We start from the raw sequence: 18474 nt of genomic DNA, 5'->3' as shown, positions 1-18474 counted from the left end.
TGAGTGTTGTGGATAAAGAAAAGGCAGTTGAAGGAGATAGAAAGGATTGTGGAGCAAATTCAGGAACTTGAGTCCTCCTTTGATTCTCTACAAAAGAAAGTAGATGAACTTAAAAATATTATTAGGGAGAGTGAAGTTATGGTTTTCAGCTATGAATATGAGTTTCAAGTTGTGGAAGGCGGTCTTGATTGTACGGTAATCGTGTTAATCGATTCAAAGGAAGTGTTAAACGTTCCTCTTGGTGTACATGCAGATTTCATTACGATGAAAAAGGAATACGCAAAGTTTATTGATTTGTTTGAGGAAGACTTCAGGCAGTTCAAAGGGAGAGCTTGTGAAAACACGATAAGTGGGATTCGTTATCGTAGAAAAAAGGAGATGAAATAACATGAGTGAAGAAATTGAAAGATTGACAATTGACCAAATCTCTTCAGAGCTTGCACCAATTCGGACAAATAATTCAAGAAAGCTAACAGAGAGGGAATATAAGCTTGCTGTACTTATGGCAGGACGTGAAATGAATGGAATGACTATTTCAGAATGTTATAAACTGGCTGGAATCAAAAGCACTTCACACGGTGCACAAATACGAGAGAAGGAAGCTTTTAAACGGTATATGGTGGAACTGCTAGAGTCTTGGAATAAAGAACAAATGGGACTCATGTTTAAAACACTCCATGATTTAGCAGGAAAGTCAAAGAGTGAAAAGATTCGTCTTGAAGCTGTTAAGGTGTTCTTTCAAATAACAGGACAGTTTAAGCAGGAACACAGTCACACAGTCAAAGTTGAAGATGAAATATACGACACTGAACAGAAACGTAAGGAAATGCTTGAGAGTATGGAAGACTTGGATTTGGATGAACCGAAAAACAGAGAGAAAAACAACTAAATAAATAGATAGGAGATTATGTGATGAAGAACGCTTATCGAAAAATAGGAAATCAAGTTGAAATTTTTGTGCAATCTGTTGAAGGCATTAAAACAGCACTTGTTAGTATTGAAGACTTTGAAAGAGTGTCAGCTATTCCAGGTACTTGGTCTACGAACCGTAATAATCGAAACGGTAAATATTATGTGCATACAACTTATTCGGTAAACGGTAAAAAAACTCATATTTACTTGCACCGGTTGGTTATGAGCCTTGAGAATATAAGTGAGTTGCATGTTGACCATTTGAATCATAATTCACTTGATAATACACGGGAAAACTTGAAGGCAACGAGTCACAGACGGAACACAAAACGTAAACAAGACTTCATTGAAACAGAGAAGATTGGTGACACGTGGCATGTTTGTAAAGATAATGAAGTTCTGCACAAATGCAACGATAGAGAAGAAGCACACCTTGTGAAACTGATTTGTGAGGTCATTCATTTTCCTCATGTTGGGGAGTTTAGTAGTTTTGATTTACTTTTCAGGAAACACGGCTTTGATTATTCCATTCTTTCTGCAAATTTGGGAGGTGTTGGCACATGCTAACACTTCTTTTTGTTTGTTCAATTGTATGTGGAGTCATTCTAAACAACGGTCAAAATACACGCAATCAACAATTTGCTCTTGAAAGGAGATTATCAACATATGAAAAAACATGAGGTATATAAAATGTATCAAGAAGGTGCAACTCATTTTCAAATTACTCAAGCAACAGGTGTTCCAAGAAGTACCGTGGGACATTGGATTCAAACTGGTATCGCAAAGGGAGATATTCAAGACCGAAACAATAAAACTCCTCTGAGGACGCAAGTTTTTACTCTATTGAAAGCAAAAAAGAGTGAAAAAGACATTGCAAGAAAGTTAAAGGTTAATATTTCAACTGTCCGCAATATTAGGGCAGGTCTTCAGGAAGAAGGTTTTATTTATAAACGAGTGATTGAAGACATTCTTGACTTGAGGTTTTCGGAGATTGAAGAGTTATTGCTTTCAATGAAATTAAATTCAAGTTGTGTGTCGTTTGAAAGTCTCAAATACCTTGAAGACGGTTCCCTTCAAATTCAATTCTTTGAAGATGAAACGGAAAGGAATAATGAAGCTCCTAAATGTGTAACTCTTGTGTATGAAATTGACGAACTTGAAAACGTAAGTGAAGAAGAGTTCTTGAAAATGGTGAAGCAGGACTTTAAGAAGGGTGAACGTGCTCTTTTCTTTGATAGCAAATATGCAAAGTCAGGGAAAGAGCTTGAAGAACATTATGAAAGAGTTCTCAAGACGTATTACGAAGAAGGTTGGTCAATTAGTGCTGTCTCTTATTCGACTGGGATTAGTTCTGACAGAATAAGAAAAGCCTATCGAAAGTATAAAGCAGATGGGTTAGAGAGACCGGAAAGGAAAAAATTACGGTACTATGATGAACCAATTAAATAAAGAAAAGGAGCCTTGTGTGCTCCATGCGTTAAAGAGTCTTCCAATTGTGGGAGGCTCTTTTTCAATTATAAGAAGAGAAAGGAATGAAGACTATGGCAACATTAGCAGAACTCATGGTCAGAGTAGGTTCTGACATAAGTGAGTTTACACGTGGTATGAGCACGGTTGAAAATAACTTGCAATCAACAGGACGTAAAATGACTTCAATGGGCAAAAGCATGACTGGAGTTGGTGCAAAACTCTCCGCAAGTGTGACTGCTCCATTGTTAGCATTGGGAGCCGGTGCAATTGTCACAGGCGCTAAGTTTGAGCAACAAATGGCAAAAGTTAGTGCGGTGAGTGGTGCAACAGGTTCTGACTTCAAGAAATTGAGTTCAATGGCAGAGGAGTTGGGAGCTACAACACGTTGGAGCGCAACGGAGAGTGCAGAAGGTATGGAGTTTCTAGCTCGTGCAGGTTGGGGAGTGGATGAAATAATGTCTGCAATGCCTAACATGTTGAACCTTGCAACAGCTTCAGCAATCGACCTTGGTACTGCTTCAGATATAACTTCAAATATTATTAGTGGATTTGGAGCAAAGGCAACTGACTCTGCTAAGTATATTGACGTACTTGCTAAAACAACAAGTTCAAGCAATACAGACATGTTAGAACTTGGTGACGCTATGAAGTATGTAGCTCCTGTGGCTAATGCAATGGGATGGAGTGTTGAGGAAGCAAGTGCCATGATTGGAAAGATGAGTGACGCAGGTGTGAAAGGTTCTCAAGCAGGAACTGCTCTTCGTGGAGGTTTACTACGTCTTGCAAATCCTTCAAAGGAAGCAAGTACACTCATGGACGGTCTTGGAATGGCAATCTTTGACGCTAATGGCAAAATGAAAGACATGCCTTCTGTGCTTAAAGAAATTGAGGATGGAACAAAAGGTATGACGGACGAACAAAAAGCACAAACGCTTGCAACAATGTTCGGACAAGAAGCTGTTTCAGGATGGATGGCAGTTCTTGACGTAGGTTCCGAGAACATGAAGGGATTTACTAATGAACTTACAAACTCCAAAGGACAAGCGCAACAAATGGCAGACGTTATGGGAAATACTCTCATGGGTAAATTTGATACCTTCAAGAGTGCCATGGAGAATGCAGGAATACAGATTTCAAAGATACTTGCACCGGCTCTTGGAACATTCATGGATAAAATAACGGGACTTGTGAACAAATTTGCATCCTTAAACCCTGCATTGTTAGCAGGTATTGTGGCATTTGGTGCACTAGCTGCTATTATCCCTCCTATCCTTATTGGAGTCGGGTTGGTTGCCCAAGGTGTTGGAGCATTAATAACGATATTCGGTATGGTATCGGCTCCAGTGTTGGCAGTAGTGGCAGGAATTGCATTACTTGTCGCAGGTTTAGCAATTGCCTATGCAAAGATTGAACCATTTAGGAACCTTGTGAATAACACGTTCATGAAGATTAAAGAAGTTGTAGTGAATGCTTTGACGGTAGTTGCGGAATATGTGAAAACGAAACTTGCAACGCTCACACAATTTTGGAATGAAAATGGAGCAATGATTCTCCAAGCGGTTCAAAATGTGTGGAATGCTATTTCTCCAATCATTGACGTAGCAATGAAACTAGTTCTCATGATAATCAAAGGTGTCTGGAGTGCAATCAAGAATGTAATCAATGGAGCTTTGAACGTTATTATGGGACTTGTGAAAGTATTTGCAGGACTTTTTACAGGTAACTTCGGCAAAATGTGGGAGGGAGTAAAGCAACTCTTCATGGGAGCAATTGAACTCATTTGGGGACTCATGAACCTATCCTTCTACGGTAAGATTGTCAAAGTTGTAAAGAGCATGGCAAAAGCACTCGTTTCTCTTGTGAAAGGTCAATGGGATAACATTGTGCTCAAGTTCATGTACGGTAAGGACAAAGCAGTTTCTATTGTTGAGAAACTTGGAAGTTTAGCAGGTAAGGCATTCACCGCAATGAAAAACCTCCTTGTGAAAGTTGCTACTGGAATTTGGAACTCCATAAAGGCAACATTCAATTCAATGAAGTCCGGTATTACTAGTACGTTCAACGGCATTAAATCAGTCGCTTCTAGTGTCTGGAATGGTATCAAGAGCACTATTACTAGTGTTGTGAACGGAATCAAATCAACTGTGAGTTCTGTATTCAACGGAATCAAATCAGGTTTATCCACAACTTTCAATGGTATTAAATCCGTTGCTACAACCGTTTGGAATGGTGTGAAGAATGCTATTACAAAACCAATTGAGAGTGCAAAGAATACCGTTTTGAAAATCATTGACGCAATCAAAGGTGCTTTCAACAAAATGAAGATTACTATTCCTAAACCTAAGTTACCGAAAGTTAGTGTTTCCATGAAAAAAGGAGTCATGGGGATTCCATACCCTGACTTCAATGTGAACTGGAATGCAAAGGGTAACATTTTCAACGGTGCTTCATTACTTGGTGGAGGACAAGGAGTTGGAGAACGTGGAGCGGAAGCAGTTATTCCAATTCAACACAAACGTTATATGGCTCCGTTTGCTCGTGCTATCTCTGACAATATGAAGGATGAACTTAAACACGGTAACGGTGGAGTTCAAAACACCTTCAATATTGCAGAGCTTGTTGTGAGAGAAGAAGCAGACGTGAAACGCATTGCAAGAGAACTGGCTTCAATGCAAGAAAGAAAGAGACGTACTACAAGGTAATTTAGAGGGGAGTCCACGTGACTCCTCTTATTTAATTTAAAAGGAGAGATTATGTATGAGTATTAAACAAATTATGATAAAGCTAAGACCACACATTATGAGAATGGAAGGTGTGGAGCGGTTCAGGGTTGAGAAATACGGCAGACAACGTGGGATTGTTGTGGTTAGAGTTTATTATTCTCTGGATTGCAATATGGAGGAGAAAGAAATTCTTGTTCAATACAGGTTCCACGGTCACATGCTGAAATTTGATAAGTATTTGTAATCAATGAGAGGAGTGTTATGGCTCCTCATGCGATATGTAAAAGATAAATGCAACACAATCGCTGTCTCAAGCGCTATAATTAATAGAAAAGGTAATGGTTGGAAGATTGTCGAATTTAGTATTAAGTCAGGTGAAATACAAGGGGATATGAAATGATTAAAATAAAAAATCCATACAGTAGAAAAAGATACACACTGGTGGGAAAAATGTCTAGGAAATTCACTGATAAAGTTGTTCCATTAATTAGGAAGATACCTGTTGACGAAGAGTCCGCGAGATTAATTCCCAAGTTGTTGTCAAAAGTAATTAAAGAATTTGAAGAGACTTATAAAAGAAAAGATGTAACAAATGAAATACCGGATGGGATTGAGGTTGATTTACTTTCAATAAATGTTGCTGAATATATTCCAATTGAAAATGTAGACAATCTGCAAAAAGGATTAAAAAAGCTATTTAGGCGCTATGAACCAAAAACATTTTCCACTAATGATATTACAAGAATAGACGAGTTCTGTAATGGAGTTAGGGAGAACATCCATGGTGGATGGTGGAGTGATTTTGGAAGCCTGCCATTTAATAAGGAAGATAAATTAAATGATTTTATAAGTGAATTGAGAGTGCGTGGAATCCAAATTTCTTCATCTTCAATCATTTTAGAGTTTATTATTACTCCATCTGAAAACTTTTTGAAAGAATTTAAAGAATGCGTAGAGAAAAATGTTGAGGATGGAGAAGTGTTTTCTCCTGAGAATAGAAAATATTATAAAAAACGCAGAATAAAACTATTTCAAAGAATGTATCCGGGTTCCTTTATAAAATCAGTATACATTGAAGATATGCTATTAGAGATAAAATGGAGAGTCTTGAAAGAAGTTAGTAAATACTTTGAGTTATATTTTAATAGCCTTAATGTTGTGTCACCAAGCGTTGAAATTTTTACAATTAAACAAGAATCTTGTACATATAAAAGAAATGAAAGTGAAAAAAGAAATGATTTTTGGAATTCTATATGCATGACAGGATATGATTCTTTTGAATTATCGGAAGATGGATATTGGCAAGTATTTCCTAGCACTGAATACGATATGTTGGACAGCTCAATAAAAGTTACATGTAATTCTAATCTTCCTACTGAACGAATGTACGGACATTTAGGTAATCAAGTATTAGCACAAACTGAAGATTTTTCAACAAACTTATTGTCTTTGTTGGTTATAAGAACCTACGTAATCGAGCTTAGTAAACAAATTGCGCTTAAACAAAAGAATATTTATAAATCAATCAAGAAGGAGAGACCAAATTACAAAAAACTAATAAATATTAGATATGATTTGGAACGGAATCTTAACATTCTAAAACGATTCAGGAATGAAGTTGGAGAAGATGATTTTAAAAAAATCAAACGTAATATTAAAAGTAATATAACGGAGTTTGAACTTGCAAGACCTAGGTTTTCCAAGAAATCTTGGTTCGACTTTATTGTAGATAATACCAAATATTTAATTGATAAAACTTATGACCATTCCCAATATTTTGCTAAATCCATAGATGACGTAACTAGATTACTTGAAGTTAAAACAAATAATTCTCTTCGGAAGAGAACGTTTTGGCTAACCTTATTTACATTGGCTTTTACAGTTATAGCAGCATTTATAGCTGTGGTTTCAATTCTTTTGACATATTCTCAATTGGACAATGCTGATAAATCAAATTTAGGTGAGCTTCTTCGTCCTCTAATAGACTTTTTTAGAGGGATAATCTAGTTAATGGTATAACTTTGTGAGCGCACGTACATTGTGTGGTATGACCTGTGTTGAATGAACCTTTTCTATTACCTTGTGGAATGCCAATGTGTGAGAAAGTGTAGTTATTATACGGAATAATGCGTTCACATTGCGTCAAATTGTTAGGTAACTCCATGCTTGAGACCATCCCTTGAAATACCCTTGCTGATGACAATGGAACTGACAATGTGTTTATAATGGTGTCCCTATATTGAGGACTCTGTGTGCGCCTCGTATTCTCCACATTGTTATACATTATCGTAGACAATAGCACTCAATCAGACTCATTGTGGTTCATTGAGATATACATTGATATACCCTTATGTATCAAGGCATGAAGCTATACAATGTATAAAGAAATACATAAATGAAGTATTCATAGATTGAATCACCCTTGATACAACAAGACTCTAATGTATCACTATTCCAATGTGTTACATTCAGACTGCATGAATACTACACGGGTATACAGGCACACAACTCAATTTTAGACACACGAGTCCACGCAAGGAGGACAACACGAGTGAGTCAAAGTAGAAAGTTTGTAGACCCCCACCCCACGGGGGAGCTACCCCCAATATCTCCTGCAACGGACTCCCTAAAAATACACACAATTTTTTTCAAACTTGAGGGAGAGCACTCTTCCTAACAATAAGAACGAACATTGACTTCATTGTGTTACATTAGTATACTCAAATTAAAAAATAACAGTATAACGTAAATGCGTTATTTACATTGAAGGAGAGTGTGTGCATTGGAATTTGTTCAACCAATTAGGGACGTTGCTATCATTGAGGACTTCAAACAATTGTTAAACCGTGGCGCACAAGGCAAGAGGAACCGTTTCTTATTCATACTTGGTATCAACACAGCTCTACGAATAAGTGACCTTGTGAAGTTACGAGTTAAGGACGTGAAGAACAAGACACACTTAAAAGTAAATGAAGATAAGACCGGCAAAATGAAGCGTCAATTTATTGGAGCAAACTTGAAGAATGAGATTGACTTGTATTGTGAAGGTTTGGAGGACAATGAATATTTATTTCCTTCACGAAAAGGAGATAAGCATATATCCAGAGTGCAAGCCTACCGCATATTGAACAATGTTGCAGACATATTAGAGCTTGAGGAAATTGGTACTCACACAATGAGGAAAACATTCGCCTATCATTTTCACAAGAAGACTCAAGAAATTACAATTTTAATGGATTTACTTAATCATTCTTCACCAAAAGTTACACTTAGATATATCGGGATGAATCAAGATACACAAGATGAAGCATTAAAAGATTTCTCATTGTAGATTAGGTAGTGCAGTAACCTCTTAAAGTAAGCAGTGTTCTACTTGTCGTTCGTGAGTGACACTCACAATGCGTTCATTTGGGGGTCTCCTATTACCTCTAAATACACATAATCTCTTTTACCCTCTTTGTTTCCCGTTGTGGAGCAAGGAGGGACTTTTTTTATTATTCAAGAAATAAACCTTGACGGTTACGCATTGGACTGTGTACAATATCAATTAGTACAAAAACATGTACAAAGTCCAAGGTTCCATAATACCTTGCTACATACGGGGCATTAGCTCAGCTGGGAGAGCGCTACACTGGCAGTGTAGAGGTCAGCGGTTCGAGCCCGCTATGCTCCATCACTATAATAGAAAGAGCCTTTCATCGTTCAAATCGAACATATGGAAGGCTCTTTCTTATACGATCAATAATAGCCCTCATCCCATATCTTAGGTAATTAATTTTAAAGTAGTAACTTAGAATGTTCTAGGGAAAATCACTCCTGCACGATATATTAGTTGTTAAACCTACTAAAAACTAAATTAAACATTCAGCGGAAGTATGAATGAGGAGAAGGTGGAACTATTTCATGAAACACCGCAACTTAGGAAATACAGGAATAAAAGTGTCGGAGATTGGATTTGGAGCATGGCAACTAGGTAATGAAAAAGACTGGGGAAAGATGACAGAGGATGAAGCGATTCATTTAGTAAAGAACGCGATGGATTCAGGGTGTACTTTCTTTGATACTGCTCCTAACTATGGAGATGGGAAAAGTGAAGAACTTCTTGGAAAAGCTTTTAAAGGAAAAAGAGACCAGATGGTCATTAGCAGTAAATGTGGCCATCATTCGAATGGTGAACAAAACTTCGAACCTGAAAAATTGATGAGCTCAGTAGATGATAGTTTACGAAGGTTACATACTGATTATCTTGATAGTCTACTTCTTCATAATCCGCCATTCTCAACTCTTAATGGAAACAGCCCACAGTTTGAAGTACTGGAAAATCTAAAGAAGCAAGGGAAAATCAGAGCATATGGAGCTTCGGTCGATACTGGAGTAGAGATGGATGAACTATTAAATAAAACGGATAGTCAGGTTATTGAGGTTATGTTTAATCTCTTTCATCAAGAACCAGCGGCTGCGATACAATCAGCTGAACGTCAAGGGGTTGGCGTGATTACCAAGGTTCCTCTTGATTCAGGTTGGCTGACAGGAAAGTATGATGCAAATAGTAGATTTAGCGGAATTAGAAGCAGATGGAGTGCAGAAGAAATTGAGAGAAGAGGAAGGTTAGTCGAAAAAGTTCGTCGTATTCTGGGGAAGGATCGTTCAATGGCACAAGCAGCACTGCAATTTATTCTTTCTTATCAAGAAGTGTCTACTATTATCCCTGGAGCAAAAGATATTCATCAATTCAATCAGAATATAGCTGCATCAGAAGGTAGCTTATCGATAGAAATGATCAATAAGTTAAAGGATATTTGGGCGGAAGAAATAAAGGATTCGAAGCTACCTTGGTAAATTTAACAAATTAAAAAACTATGTTGCTTAGGTGCCTTTTTTAATGTAGCACTGTCTGATTTAGGAGCAGCAATAAATTTTCGTTCATTCCCATTTTCGAAATTAGAGTCTTGGAAATGGAAAGTTTAAGGACAAAGATGGTAACAATATGAGAGATACGGTATATGGAAGCTAACATAAAAAATGATAAGTAAAGAGGTGTCTCTATGCTCTCGTTTATCGTAACAGTACTCATATTGTTTTTAGTGACCATTGTGGTTATACGCTTTATGGGGAAGTCCGCCTTGGCTCAATTTACCCCTCATGACTTAACGGCCTTATTTTTTATTGTTACCCTGGCGATTAAAGCAATCAAAGTCGAAGGGGTTACTCAAGCATTAATAGGGATTGCGATTATTATTATCATACATATCTCACTATCAAAATTAAGTCTATACAAACACCTCAATCGATTTGTCATTGGAGAGCCAACGATTTTGATCAAACATGGCAAGTTAATCAAAATGAATCTTAAAAAAAGTCGCTTTTCTTTGTCAGAATTACTATCAAGTATAAGAAGTAAAGGCTATGCTGACATTACCAATATCCAATACGCTATTCTTGAACCAAATGGAGAAATAAGTGTACTTCCAAAAGAAGAGTCCATGCCTGTGACACCCAAAATCTTAAATTGTCATGTAGATTATAGTAGTCTCCCTATTGCAGTAGTCATTGAGGGGAAAATACAATATAAAAATTTAGAACTTATTCATAAAGATAAAGAATGGTTATTAAAAGAAATCAAAGCAGCTGGTGTTTCAAGTATAAAGCATATTTTTATGCTTCGGTAAGAGACGATGATTACTCCTTAACCGTAGACAATGGTAAAGGAAATCTTGGAACATTAAAATAGAATAGCTAAGGATTAAACAATTTGACCATCAACTAAAGCTTCTCAAATTAAAGGGAAGGTTATCGAGCAGAAACAGTGGAAAAGGGGCTTAGGAGTTATTTTCATATTGAAATGCTGAGTAAATCATCAAAAAATGAATGGGCGAAGCATCACGAGAACCTCCCCCACGATTCTTAATAGCTGAATATTAGAAGGGTCTGATTCCATTTTTGGGGATCGGGTCTGAGTGGTTTTGAGGTTTAGTTAATAGAAGCCGGCTTTCACAGATCCTCACACCTGCAGTCGTATTCAAATCCCCAAATTGTGCACTAAAAGTTCGGAAAATAAAAGTTATCACAATGCTAATACGGTTTCTCCTGTATAGTTAAAGCATAATGCAGGAAAAGTGAAGACGGAACTAAACATAACCAAGGGGGAGATAGAATGCGAAGGATAATTTTATCGACTGAAAGCGGTGCCGACTTACCAGTTGATTTAGCTGAAAAGTACGATGTTCAAGTCGTTCCCATGCACATCATTATGGATGGAAAGGATTATTTAGACGGTTCATTGCCGGTCCAGGATATTTATGACTATTACGAACGCACGAAGAAAATCCCTTCTACTACCTCCACAAATGCTCATGAGTATCAAGAGTTTTTTGCGACTATAAGAGAGAAGTTCCCAGATTGCATCATTGTACATATTGGTTATACATCAAAAGCATCTTCTTCTTTTCAAAATGCTGTTATTGCTGCGGAAGTATTTGAAGACATTTTTCTCATAGATGCTTTGAACGTTACTGGCGGATTAGCTGCAATTGTATTGGATGCCGCTAAAGTTTTAGAAAAAGAACCTGACATTGAAGCGGAGCGTTTAGTTGAAAAAATAGAGGCGATCGTTCCTAAATCAAGACTGGCTTTCATCCCAGGCAGCCTTGATTTTCTTAAAGCGGGAGGACGGGTAAGCAATATGGCTTCCCTGATTGGAGCTCTATTGAAAATAAAGCCATGCATCGAGTTGAAGGATGGAAAGCTTATGTCTACAAAGAAGTATCGCGGGAAAATGAGTGGAGCTAGTGAAAAACTTTTGAGTGATTACTTAAATGAATTCAACATCGATAGAGAGCAGCTCTATTTTATCTACTCCATCGGACTCGATGAACGGATCAAACAGCGGATGGATGAGGTCGCCAAAGAAAACGGATTCCAGAATATACGTTGGATCCAAGCGGGCGGTATGATTTCGACTCATTCTGGAGCCGGGGGCTTCGGGATAGCAGGATTAGAGCAATAATAAAAGCTAGACTAGTATTGAGTGCAAAAAATTCGATACATCTAATGACGATAAAAAAACCGCCTGGAAAATCTCCAGGCGGTTTTCTTATTTACCTCACTCCTCATAATAAGGATAACTAACCAAGTTAGTAAAAATCCGATACCCACCAGGAACCTGATTCTGAATCTGACGGTACCATACTAAGTTCGTATAAATGTAAGTTCCTTCACCATAGTCTGCTTTCAAAATTCCGCCTTCAAATGCGTCTTCCCCTGGATCGGCGACGCTTACGTAAGTTTCAAATTCATCTGACCAGTTCATTGGGAAGTAGAGGCCTCTTTCTTGGACCCAGCCATCCCAGTCTGATTGCTTGATCTTGTTTGGATAATTAAAGATTGTCGCTTCTGGTTTTAATACGTTAATCGGAGCATCTTCATCTGTGACGCGCCACTCGATCGAAGGCTGGCCGATTTCTAGTTCATATGGTGCGGTAGTGTTCGTGTCCCAGTTATCCCATGGTTTGTTGTATTGCACGACAAGGTGACCGCCATTGTTGCCGTATTCGAGTAAGCGCTCGTTATGCTGTAGCAAGTCTTCTCTTGAAAGATACGCTCTGATTCCAGTGACGATCGTATCGTATTGAGAGAGATCTCCTGATGCTAAGTCCTGCTCGGTTAATTGGGTAATATCCATGCCTACATTCGACAACTGATCTGCCACCTTATCAAATCCGCTATCGACATATCCGATTTTAAGATCCTCAGGATAGTCGAGCGGGAAGGCTACGCCGTTAACCGCGGCATCTGATACATAATAGTTTGTGCCAATATGATCGTACTGAATGATTTGGACGTTTTTACTAAGTGTTTCGTTTCCAATCTGAGCTTGCGGAACGATCTGGAATTCGCCTTCTTCTACATTTTGTGGAGGCGTTAGTGTAAACGAAATGGTTTTCATTTGTTCATCAGATCCAAATGAAACTTCCTGCGATTCAGGTTCAGCTGTCCATCCTTCTGGTAACTGAAGGGAGACGTCTGTTTCAAGAGCACCTTCCGCAAATTTTTCCACTTCTACATTCATCGTAACGTTTTCTTCAATGTCTTTTGTGTTAATCACTAAGTTTTCAGGAGAAGGTTTCACAGATACCTCTGGTAGTAGGGCAACGCGTTCTTTTGGAGTGAAGGCTTTTGTAACAGTTTGTCCTTTCACCTTAAAACGAATATTTGCTTTTATCGCATCCGGTGTGTAGGCATCATAATAGTTTCTTGACGTAGCTTTTACATTATAATCAAACTTTACCTGATCTCCCGGTGTTAAAGAGGAAGAATGATGCTGTCCGTTTACGACCCAGTCTTCTGGAATGGAAAGGGTAGAGGATAGATCGTTGATTTTAGATGTGCCATTATTCGTAATCGAAACGCTTACATTTGTTGTATCATCCGGTGTTAGTTGTGGATCGGCAACCTCAACATCTACTTCCAACTGTGCAGCTGTAAACATCGTGTTTGTTAGCTGTTCTTCTTTTACTTGAAGCTTATGATTTAGAGTGTTTCTTAAATCATCAGATAGCTTGTTGTCTTTCTCCATCTGCTTCATGAGCTTTTGAAGCTTCTTGTACGCATTTTCAGCTTGAGTAAGTACGTTCTCGTGGTTTGGATAGGCACTTTTCACCTTTTCAAGATCCTTTTGGAGATGGATCAGCTTTTGTTTGTATTTATTGCCGCCTTTTGAAAGGGTGTTAGCGTAATCCGTGAAATCATAGGGAATGTTTTCGTAGATGCTTTCTTCCTGTTCCGGAATATCGCCAACTGTTGATTTAACTAGCTGTAGATTTACGGTTTCTGGGCCATCTCCAACATCTCTTCCCATTCCTTGGGATTCATGTAAGTAACGCGCTTTTTCACCAAGTTGCGGGTAAGTCATGTCATAGTGTTCGTCATAGATTCCGATTTGGATAGAAGTTGTAGTTTGTTCTTCTGTTTCAGCAGGGAGGTAGAGTTTCTTTACTTGCCAGGTGGTTAAGCCATCTTCAAGTTGTTCAGGAAAGACAGAAGAGTCGGCTGCATCTTCAAATGCTTTTTGGGTAAGCAATGTCATGGCGCGGTGATGACCATGCTGGGAGTCAACGTTGCGAAAAGAGGGCATGATGATGTCTGGTTTAAATGTTCGGATGTCGTGAATGAGTCGTTCGTAGGTTTCCGTTTCTCCCCATTTGTTCAGCGTTTCTTCAGGTGTTTTAGAGAAGCCAAAGTCTTTGATGCTGTCTTCAAAATCTTCGTTTAAGAAAAAGGTTTCGATTCCAAGGACTTTAGATGAAGCTTGCAGTTCGTTTGTGCGGATGATGCCAAGTCCATCGCCAAGCTCGTTACCGATTTCATTTTGACCACCCTGACCACGAGTGGAGAGTAGGAACGACGTGTCCACACCTTGTCCACGTGATAAATAAGCAAGGAAATGACTACGCTCATCATCAGGATGTGCACCAGTATTCATAAAACTTGCTGTCGTAGTTAATGGAACGACAGATTCCCACAATGCTAAATTTGCATCCTGTGTAGATGAATCTTCTGCAAAACTAAGTGTGGAGCTTGTACCAAAGGCAGAAAGGATCAAAACCAACGATAATAAAATCTTCCCCAGGTTCTTCAAATAAATCCTCCTTCGTCTCCTGAATGAATTTAGTTAGTAATAGAATATAACTAACTTAAAACCATTATAAGCAGATTCATCCAATAAATGGAACCTACTTTTGTACCGTTTGAATGGTTATATAGTCACAATTTAACAAAATAAATAAAATTTTCTAAATTCATATTATAAGACAGCAATTAGAAGCATTATTGAGCATTATAACTCTCAGTTTGTGAGAAAGAGGATAAACAGTATTTTACATTTATTTGATCAGCCTTTATAAATGAAAGTAATCGTTAGTAAGTAATCTTAACTAACTAAAGATGTTTCTGCTTGTTTTTTATCTTTTATAAAGGAGTACACATTTATGCAAAAAGGCGATGCCGCATATATCAAAAATATAAATAAACAACTTGTGTTGACGTGTATTCGAGATTTTGAACCGATTTCTCGCTCGCAGATTTCCAAAAGGATTCAAATTAGTAAACCCTCTGTTTCACTGATCGTTGAACAATTGTTAAAAGAGGGCTGGATCGAGGAGAAAGGACCGGGGGAATCGACGATTAGTGGGGGGCGAAAGCCTGTTCATCTCGTTTTTAATCCTAAAGCAGCTTATGTGATTGGCGTTGATATCGGTGGCACAAAAGTAGCTTCTGGGGTGACATGTTTAAACGGAGAGGTTCATGCTTATCGGGAATTTTCCACAAGTGAATACCTTGAAAAAGATTTGTTTAAGCGCTTACAAAGGGACGTAAATAGTATGCTTCATGATTTACAGTTAAGTAATGAGAAAATCCTTGGGATGGGCATCGGTGTCCCAGGTGTAACGAACGTGGAACATGGCATTGTATTGGATGCTCCTAGCTTACGTTGGAAGCGGTATCCCGTTCGGAAAATAGCGAGTGAGTACTTTCCGTTTCCAATCTATGTTGAAAACGACGTCAATACGAGCGTTCTTGGTGAGCAGTGGCTTGGTGCCGGAAAGTCGCTACAAAATCTTATTTTTATCGCGATAGGTACAGGAATAGGCAGTGGGATGATCATTAACGGAAAACTATTTCGAGGTAGTCGTTACAGTGCGGGCGAGATGGGATATTTAGTGACAGATTTTCAAAGTGCAAAAAGCTATCATCCCACTTATGAGGGCTATGGATTTCTTGAGAGTGTCGCAAGTGGTTCATCTATCGGGAATAAACTTTCTGAAATAAAGAACACGCCGTTAACAGCAAAAGAAGCTTTTATTAGTTGGAAAAAAGGGGATGAGGATGCGAGTGAAGTGGTTGAAAATGCAATCGAACATTTAGGATTTGGCATCGCTAATTATGTGTCTTTATTCGATCCTGATCTCGTCATTATAGGAGGTGGTGTAAGCGAGTCATTTGAGGATTATAAGCATTCGTTAATTGAAATTGTAGAGCATTTCACACCACAGAGCTGCAAAATTGTTCCGTCAACGTTTGGAAAGGAAGCCGGTATTGTTGGGGCAGCGGCGCTATTCCTTGAAGAAAATGATTCAATTATCCAATTATGAGAAGGGGGAAATGAACGTATGAAACGTCAATTTCGATGGATGATGTTAATTACCATGCTAGTGTTCGGCATCATCCTAACAGGGTGTATGGCAGGGAATGAAGAAGCGAGTAGTGATGGAGATTCTGGCTCTGAAAGTGAAGGTGACTTGGAAGACAAGGTTGTCGTCTATTCCCCGCACGGTAAAGATATTTTGAGTGAATTCGAGAAACAATTTGAAGCGGAATATGATGTAGATATGGAATTTCTCGACCTTGGTTCACAGGAAATCCTAGACAGGGTTCGCTCTGAAAAAAATAATACGCAAGCGGATATATGGTGGGGGGCGCCTCAAGTGATGTTCGATGAAGCCAAGACGGATGAGCTTTTACAGAAATATGAGCCAAGCTATGCCGGTTCTTTAGATGATATGTACCATGATGAAGAATGGTATTGGACAGGCACTTCTCAAACACCTGAAGTGATTCTTTATAATAATAAAGAAATTTCCGAAGAAGAGGCTCCAAAAGATTGGGATGATCTCGTAGATCCGAAATGGAAAGATGAATTAATCATTCGTTATCCACTTGCTTCAGGTACAATGCGTACGATTTATTCTTCTATCATCTATAAGGACTACAAAGAGACGGATAGCCCTGATGCTGGGTATGAGTGGCTGCAGAAATTAGACGAGAATACGAAAGAGTATGCTGCCAATCCAGAGATTATGTACAATCAGGTAGCGAAAGGCGTAGGTAATCTATCCGTTTGGAATATGCCGGATACCGTTATGCTAGCTGAAGAGAAGGGGTATCCGTTTAGCTATGTGATTCCTGAGAGTGGAACGCCGGTCTTAACAGAAGGAATTGCGATTGTTGAAGGTGCGCCGCATCCAGAAGCAGCGAAAGCTTTTTATGAGTTTGTTAATTCTGAGGAAGCAGCTAAGCTACTAGCTGAGAAATATTATAGAATTCCAACGCGTGATGATATTAGTGATCTTCCGGAGTGGATTGAAGAAACAGAAATCAATGCGATGGAGATCGATTGGGAAGTTTTCCAGGAGAAGTCTGATGAGTGGATGGAATACTGGGACAACAATATTAAAAACAGTGAAAAGCAAAAAGAAGAGTAGATCTCCAGAAAGAGGAGTTGTTGGTTATGACAGCAGTAACCTTATCTAATATTACAAAACAATTTGGCGATGTCACTGCCGTGAAAGAGTTGGATATCACGATTAAAGAAGGGGAGTTTTTTACTTTCCTTGGACCTAGTGGTTGCGGAAAAACAACAACTCTTAGGATGATCGCAGGATTTTATTATCCTTCAGCTGGGAAAGTGAAATTCGATGATCGTGATATGACGACAGTGTCACCAGAAAAAAGAAACACGGGCATGGTTTTCCAAAACTATGCCCTTTTCCCTCATATGACCGTTTTTGAAAATGTGGCCTTTGGGTTAAAAGTAAGAAAAGTGAGTAAAGCTGAGGTGAAAAGAAGAGTAGAAGATGTGCTAGAGAAAGTGCGATTAAAGCAATTTATTGAACGTCAAGTGAGTCAGTTAAGCGGTGGACAGCAACAGCGCGTCGCTTTAGCAAGGGCTCTCGTCATTGAGCCGGATATTTTATTGCTTGATGAACCATTAAGTAATCTTGATGCGAGATTACGAGATGAAATGAGAAATGAAATTCTCCGTCTGCAGCGTGAGTATGGCATTACCACAATCTATGTCACGCATGATCAGGTTGAAGCCCTTACGATGAGTGATCGAATCGCTGTCTTTAATGTGGGGAATTGCCAACAGATTGGAACGCCAACTGAAATTTACAATCAACCGGTAAATGATTTTGTTGCTGAATTTATTGGCGAAACGAACTTGTTTGAAGTGAAGCAAAGGGATGGAGGTCTCCTTTGTGAGGATTTGAATCTTCTTGTTCATGCGGATCCCCCTGGCGAGGAAGTATTCAGTAAGAATGAAAACTTTAAAATGTCCGTTCGTCCAGAAGCCATTATCTTATCAAAAACAAATATAGAAGGTGTGAATGTTTTAGAAGGAAAAGTGGATCTTGTTCAATTCACAGGTGAGTCGGTTCATAGCTTCATCAAAGTTAATGAAGGTCACGCCACATTAAAAGTAACCGATTTAAACCGGGGACCGAGTACATATCTACAAGAAGGATCTGATATTTATGTTCAACTACCACCTGATCAGGTTCGAATCGTTCCAGTGGCAAAGGAGGGATAG

At 38.6% G+C, this 18474-nt stretch carries 15 protein-coding genes and 1 tRNA gene; 15 read left to right on the top strand and 1 reads right to left on the bottom strand.

Annotated elements, in window-relative coordinates:
• Positions 1–3 precede the first annotated feature (3 nt).
• The 12 genes from AC0VYV_RS17310 to AC0VYV_RS17255 all read left to right on the top strand — a co-directional run bounded on the left by AC0VYV_RS17310 (position 4) and on the right by AC0VYV_RS17255 (position 12111).
• Positions 4–387 (top strand): hypothetical protein, encoded by a 384-nt coding sequence (locus AC0VYV_RS17310; RefSeq protein ID WP_475374025.1) that lies wholly within the window; start codon positions 4–6, stop codon positions 385–387.
• A gap of 1 nt (position 388) precedes the next feature.
• On the top strand, positions 389–889 hold the full coding sequence (locus tag AC0VYV_RS17305; RefSeq protein WP_475374024.1) for a hypothetical protein: 501 nt from the start codon (positions 389–391) through the stop codon (positions 887–889).
• Between the two features lie 23 nt (positions 890–912).
• Entirely contained in the window at positions 913–1479 is a 567-nt protein-coding gene (locus tag AC0VYV_RS17300; protein WP_475374023.1) for a hypothetical protein, read from the top strand.
• 99 nt (positions 1480–1578) lie between these two features.
• Positions 1579–2361: a helix-turn-helix domain-containing protein gene (locus AC0VYV_RS17295; RefSeq protein WP_475374022.1), complete on the top strand. Its 783-nt coding sequence runs from the start codon at positions 1579–1581 to the stop codon at positions 2359–2361.
• A gap of 83 nt (positions 2362–2444) precedes the next feature.
• Complete coding sequence (locus tag AC0VYV_RS17290) at positions 2445–5084, top strand: phage tail tape measure protein (protein WP_475374021.1); 2640 nt, start codon at positions 2445–2447, stop codon at positions 5082–5084.
• 55 nt (positions 5085–5139) lie between these two features.
• Positions 5140–5349, top strand: a complete 210-nt coding sequence (locus tag AC0VYV_RS17285; RefSeq protein WP_475374020.1) for a hypothetical protein — start codon at positions 5140–5142, stop codon at positions 5347–5349.
• A gap of 152 nt (positions 5350–5501) precedes the next feature.
• Positions 5502–7112 (top strand): hypothetical protein, encoded by a 1611-nt coding sequence (locus AC0VYV_RS17280; RefSeq protein ID WP_475374019.1) that lies wholly within the window; start codon positions 5502–5504, stop codon positions 7110–7112.
• A 775-nt stretch (positions 7113–7887) separates the two neighbouring features.
• Positions 7888–8436, top strand: coding sequence for a tyrosine-type recombinase/integrase (locus AC0VYV_RS17275; RefSeq protein WP_475374018.1), 549 nt, complete (start codon positions 7888–7890; stop codon positions 8434–8436).
• A 269-nt stretch (positions 8437–8705) separates the two neighbouring features.
• Positions 8706–8778, top strand: a tRNA-Ala gene (locus AC0VYV_RS17270).
• A 230-nt stretch (positions 8779–9008) separates the two neighbouring features.
• Positions 9009–9944, top strand: coding sequence for an aldo/keto reductase (locus AC0VYV_RS17265; protein ID WP_475374017.1), 936 nt, complete (start codon positions 9009–9011; stop codon positions 9942–9944).
• Positions 9945–10150: 206 nt separating this feature from the next.
• Positions 10151–10774, top strand: coding sequence for a DUF421 domain-containing protein (locus tag AC0VYV_RS17260; RefSeq protein WP_475365710.1), 624 nt, complete (start codon positions 10151–10153; stop codon positions 10772–10774).
• A 485-nt stretch (positions 10775–11259) separates the two neighbouring features.
• Entirely contained in the window at positions 11260–12111 is an 852-nt protein-coding gene (locus tag AC0VYV_RS17255; protein WP_475365709.1) for a DegV family protein, read from the top strand.
• A gap of 96 nt (positions 12112–12207) precedes the next feature.
• Here the strand turns inward: AC0VYV_RS17255 and AC0VYV_RS17250 are convergent, their stop codons facing one another.
• The gene (locus AC0VYV_RS17250; protein WP_475374016.1) at positions 12208–14742 is read right to left on the bottom strand and encodes a PIG-L family deacetylase; all 2535 of its coding nucleotides are present in this window, start codon (positions 14740–14742) and stop codon (positions 12208–12210) included.
• 349 nt (positions 14743–15091) lie between these two features.
• Here AC0VYV_RS17250 and AC0VYV_RS17245 point away from each other — a divergent pair, with 349 nt between their 5' ends.
• Genes AC0VYV_RS17245 through AC0VYV_RS17235 form a run of 3 tightly spaced genes read left to right on the top strand, consistent with a single transcriptional unit; the run spans position 15092 to position 18474 of the window.
• Complete coding sequence (locus AC0VYV_RS17245; protein ID WP_475374015.1) at positions 15092–16255, top strand: ROK family transcriptional regulator; 1164 nt, start codon at positions 15092–15094, stop codon at positions 16253–16255.
• 18 nt (positions 16256–16273) lie between these two features.
• A complete protein-coding gene (locus AC0VYV_RS17240; RefSeq protein ID WP_159784216.1) occupies positions 16274–17365 on the top strand; it encodes an extracellular solute-binding protein in 1092 nt (363 codons plus the stop codon).
• Positions 17366–17391: 26 nt separating this feature from the next.
• Positions 17392–18474, top strand: coding sequence for an ABC transporter ATP-binding protein (locus AC0VYV_RS17235; protein ID WP_475372826.1), 1083 nt, complete (start codon positions 17392–17394; stop codon positions 18472–18474).

The sequence above is a fragment of the Anaerobacillus sp. QJM3NY_17 genome (assembly GCF_056173665.1).
This window is presented reverse-complemented; position numbering and strand designations above follow the sequence as displayed.

Excerpts from the sequence above, each read along its gene's own strand:
- AC0VYV_RS17305 (WP_475374024.1), top strand. The coding sequence starts at position 389 with ATGAGTGAAGAAATTGAAAGATTGACAATTGACCAAATCTCTTCAGAG.
- AC0VYV_RS17300 (WP_475374023.1), top strand. The coding sequence starts at position 913 with ATGAAGAACGCTTATCGAAAAATAGGAAATCAAGTTGAAATTTTTGTG.
- AC0VYV_RS17295 (WP_475374022.1), top strand. The coding sequence starts at position 1,579 with ATGAAAAAACATGAGGTATATAAAATGTATCAAGAAGGTGCAACTCAT.
- AC0VYV_RS17290 (WP_475374021.1), top strand. The coding sequence starts at position 2,445 with ATGAAGACTATGGCAACATTAGCAGAACTCATGGTCAGAGTAGGTTCT.
- AC0VYV_RS17285 (WP_475374020.1), top strand. The coding sequence starts at position 5,140 with ATGAGTATTAAACAAATTATGATAAAGCTAAGACCACACATTATGAGA.
- AC0VYV_RS17280 (WP_475374019.1), top strand. The coding sequence starts at position 5,502 with ATGATTAAAATAAAAAATCCATACAGTAGAAAAAGATACACACTGGTG.
- AC0VYV_RS17265 (WP_475374017.1), top strand. The coding sequence starts at position 9,009 with ATGAAACACCGCAACTTAGGAAATACAGGAATAAAAGTGTCGGAGATT.
- AC0VYV_RS17260 (WP_475365710.1), top strand. The coding sequence starts at position 10,151 with ATGCTCTCGTTTATCGTAACAGTACTCATATTGTTTTTAGTGACCATT.
- AC0VYV_RS17255 (WP_475365709.1), top strand. The coding sequence starts at position 11,260 with ATGCGAAGGATAATTTTATCGACTGAAAGCGGTGCCGACTTACCAGTT.
- AC0VYV_RS17245 (WP_475374015.1), top strand. The coding sequence starts at position 15,092 with ATGCAAAAAGGCGATGCCGCATATATCAAAAATATAAATAAACAACTT.
- AC0VYV_RS17240 (WP_159784216.1), top strand. The coding sequence starts at position 16,274 with ATGAAACGTCAATTTCGATGGATGATGTTAATTACCATGCTAGTGTTC.
- AC0VYV_RS17235 (WP_475372826.1), top strand. The coding sequence starts at position 17,392 with ATGACAGCAGTAACCTTATCTAATATTACAAAACAATTTGGCGATGTC.